Origin of the sequence: Streptomyces sp. M2CJ-2 (assembly GCF_016757295.1) — a bacterium.
Lineage (GTDB): Bacteria > Actinomycetota > Actinomycetes > Streptomycetales > Streptomycetaceae > Streptomyces.
Map to the genome: position 1 here is coordinate 1 of NZ_JAESIF010000292.1, position 503 is coordinate 503.

Genomic DNA, 503 nt, shown 5'->3' on the forward strand with positions numbered 1-503 from the left:
CTGCCGGTCCGCGTGCGGCTCGACGCCGCGGAGACCCTGGAGGGCCTGCTGGCCCGGCTCCAGGACCAGCAGGCCGAGCTGATGCCGTACCAGTACCTGGGCCTCACCGACATCCAGACGCTGACCGGCTTCAACGAGCTCTTCGACACCCTGGTCGTCTTCGAGAACTATCCGCTGGACTCCAAGGCCCTGGAACTCCCCGGTGAATCCCTTGCCGTCACAGGGATCGACGGACGCGACGCCACCCACTACCCGCTGATCCTCACTGCCCTCCCCGGCGAGCGGATCCAGCTGCGGCTGGACTTCCGCGAGGACCTGTTCGACCGGGCAGGGGCCGAACGTGTCATGGGACGGCTGGTTCGAGTCCTGGAGACCGCCACCGACCGGCACGCCGAACCCGTGGGCCGCATCAACCTGCTCACGGAGCAGGAGCTCGAGCGGGTTTTGGTGGAGTGGAACGGCACCGGGGGTGAGGTGCCGTCGGGGACGGTGCCGGAGGTGTT

General features: G+C 68.4%; 1 protein-coding gene. It reads left to right on the forward strand.

The annotated features are described in order from the left end of the window. Positions 1–503: condensation domain-containing protein (locus tag JL475_RS39360; protein WP_237409602.1), on the forward strand; the 503-nt coding region annotated here is incomplete at both ends.